The sequence below is a fragment of the uncultured Boseongicola sp. genome, assembly GCF_937988555.1.
Taxonomy (GTDB): Bacteria; Pseudomonadota; Alphaproteobacteria; order Rhodobacterales; family Rhodobacteraceae; genus Boseongicola.
Window position 1 is genome coordinate 1 of record NZ_CALJXO010000245.1, and the last position, 2,624, is coordinate 2,624.

Annotated in this window: 3 protein-coding genes; all 3 read right to left on the reverse strand. The window is 60.1% G+C overall.

Going from position 1 to position 2,624, the window contains the following annotated elements; all coding sequences use genetic code 11:
* Positions 1 to 109: 109 nt before the first annotated feature.
* On the reverse strand, positions 110 to 1,645 hold the full coding sequence (locus Q1B15_RS14820) for an IS66 family transposase (RefSeq protein WP_299754907.1): 1,536 nt from the start codon (positions 1,643 to 1,645) through the stop codon (positions 110 to 112).
* A 77-nt stretch (positions 1,646 to 1,722) separates the two neighbouring features.
* Positions 1,723 to 2,070: an IS66 family insertion sequence element accessory protein TnpB gene (tnpB, locus tag Q1B15_RS14825; protein ID WP_273530288.1), complete on the reverse strand. Its 348-nt coding sequence runs from the start codon at positions 2,068 to 2,070 to the stop codon at positions 1,723 to 1,725.
* A complete protein-coding gene (locus tag Q1B15_RS14830; RefSeq protein ID WP_299754914.1) occupies positions 2,067 to 2,462 on the reverse strand; it encodes a transposase in 396 nt (131 codons plus the stop codon). Before Q1B15_RS14830 ends, tnpB begins: the two co-directional genes overlap by 4 nt.
* Positions 2,463 to 2,624: the final 162 nt, after the last annotated feature.

The window sequence follows — 2,624 nt, forward strand, 5'->3', positions numbered from 1 at the left end:
GCCTTCAGGCCTATGCCCGCGAACAGGACCTTACTCGCGTCGGTCGCGGCGTGCCGTCGATCGTGCAGATCTACCATCCGCAGTGTAAGCGTCCGGTTAAGGCGCGGTTTCAGGCTTTTTCGGGCTGCCAGTTCCACGGCATGAGTTCTTCGATGCGATTGATCTTGTGATCTGGGAGGCGCTGGAGGACCCATGTGAGCCAAGCTTCAGGATCGACGTTGTTCATCTTTGCGGTCTCGACGAGCGTGTAAGCGATGGCGGCTGCCTTTCCGCCGCCGATGGACCCCATGAATAGATAATTTTTGCGCCCGAGAGCAATTGGCCTGATTGACCGTTCGCAGGTGTTGTTGTCGAGCTCGAGACGGCCATCGTCGAGATAGCCGCGGGCTTTTGGCATGCGGTTGAGGGCGTAGCGGATCGCTTCTGCCAGCTTGGTTTTTCCGGAGATTTTACGCAGCTGCGCCTGTAGCCAGAGTTCCAGTTCATCGAAGATAGGCTTGGCGTGGGCCTGTCGCATGGCCGCGCGCTCTTCAGGGGATTTCCCCTTTATCTCTTTCTCAATGGCATAGAGTTTAGCGATACGCTTGACCGCCTCTTGGGCAATAGGCGAGCCGGTGCGCTCAGCCTCATCAAAGAACTTGCGGCGCACATGGACCATGCAGGCTTGTTCGTTGGCTTTGCTCTCACCGAAGAGCCCATTGAATCCGGCGTAGCCATCGGCATGGACAGTGCCGGTATAGCCCGCAAGGTGATTGACGGGGTGCTCGCCCTTCCGATCGACGCTGAACTGATACCATGCGCAGGGCGGAGCGACCCCGCACCAGGGCCGTTCATCGCGCACGTAACTCCAGAGCCGCGCAGTCTTGGTTTTGGTTGTATTGGCCCGCACCTGCAGCTTCACGGGTGTGTCGTCTGCGAACAAAGCTGGGCCCTCCCTGACCAGTTTGCCGATGTGCGCGGCCAAAGGTTCCAGCAGGGCTGTGGTGCGACCGACCCAGTCGCTCAGCGTGGAACGATGCAGATCGACCCCTTCGCGTGCGTAGATCTTGGATTGCCGATCGAGCGGCAGGTGATCGCAATATTTGCCGATCAGCATGTGTGACACGAGGCCCGGACCGGGCCGCCCGCGTTCGATCAGACGGGAAGGCAGCGGGGCCTGTGCAAAGGCTTCACAGCAGGTGCAGGCCATACGCGGACGAATAAACCGGCGCACCACGAAGTGGCCCGGGATATAGTCCAGCTCTTCGGTGATATCCTCGCTCACCTGGCGCAGGGTGCCGCCGCAGCCACCACAAGCGTCACCGGGCGACAGGACTTCATCTTCCCGGTCCAGATGATCAGGCAGCGGCTTACGGCTGTGCTGGCGCTTCGCGCGTGTTTGGGTCGGAGGCTCTTCGTCACCGGCTGACGACTCGGCCTGCTGCTCGTCTGCGGCCTGCGCGATCTCATCGTCTTCCGGCAGGTCGAGCGCCAATTGGTCTATGCTCTCCGACTTCGCCCCGAACCGCGCCTTGCGATGGCCGTGAAGTTCGGCCTTCAGCTTCTCGATCTGGTAGGCCTGAGACTGGATGTGCCGGGCCATCTGCTCGCTGACAGAGCGCAGCTCATCGGGGTCTTTGGGCAAGGATTTGAAGGTGTCCAGCATGGGTAATCCATACCAGATTGGCCCATAAAAGGGAACGAAAAACCTCTCAAAAGCCTATATTTTATTGGCCTCTATCTCTATCCTGCGACCAGCGGCCGCCAGGTCTTTTGCGGCGTGCGCCAGTCAATCCCTTCCAGCAGCATCGATAGCTGCGACGGGCTCAGGTTGACCTTGCCATCCTTGGCCGCAGGCCAGACAAACCGGCCCCGTTCCAGTCGTTTGGTGAACAGGCAGGCCCCCTGACTGTCCCACCAAATGATCTTCAAAAGATCGCCCCGGCGACCGCGGAAGACGAACATGTGTCCCGAATATGGGTCCTCGGCCAAAACCTGTTCGGCCTGCGCCGCCAGCGTATTGAAGCCGCGACGCATATCCGTGACGCCCGCAGCCAACCAGACACGCGTGTTGCTCGGCACCGGGATCATTGCGCCAGCCCCTCGACCATCGCCAGCACCGCCGACAGCGTGGTGGCGCCCTCCACCAATATCCGCCGACCATCGGATAGCGTGATGTCAATGCGCTGCGCCGTGACGAAACCTGTTGAAGGATTGGGCGAAATGGGTGCCGCTGGGACGGGCGTCATGCCCGCAACCTCGACTGGAAGAAACGTTGCGCCCTCATGCACGGGCAAATCCGCAGCCTGATCCTCTGATGAAAACCGAGGATCGCGAAGCCATTTGTGGATCAGATTGGCATTCATCGCGTAGCGCCGCGCAACCTGAGCAACCGAAACCCCAGCCACCCGCGCCTGCGCACAGATCGACCGCTTCTCTTCGTCTGACCAAATCCGCTTCTTCTGGCCTTTCTTGCCCGCCATCGCTCACCTCAAGATGTCCACTATCAATGGTGGACATCTAGCAGGCACTCCTTCCCGCCGTCAGAGCGGGACAACCGGACGCTTACATAAGGACAGCAAGCTCTGCTGCATGATGATGAGCCGAGATCTGCACACGCGCCTTCACGACGCCACAGGTATCGT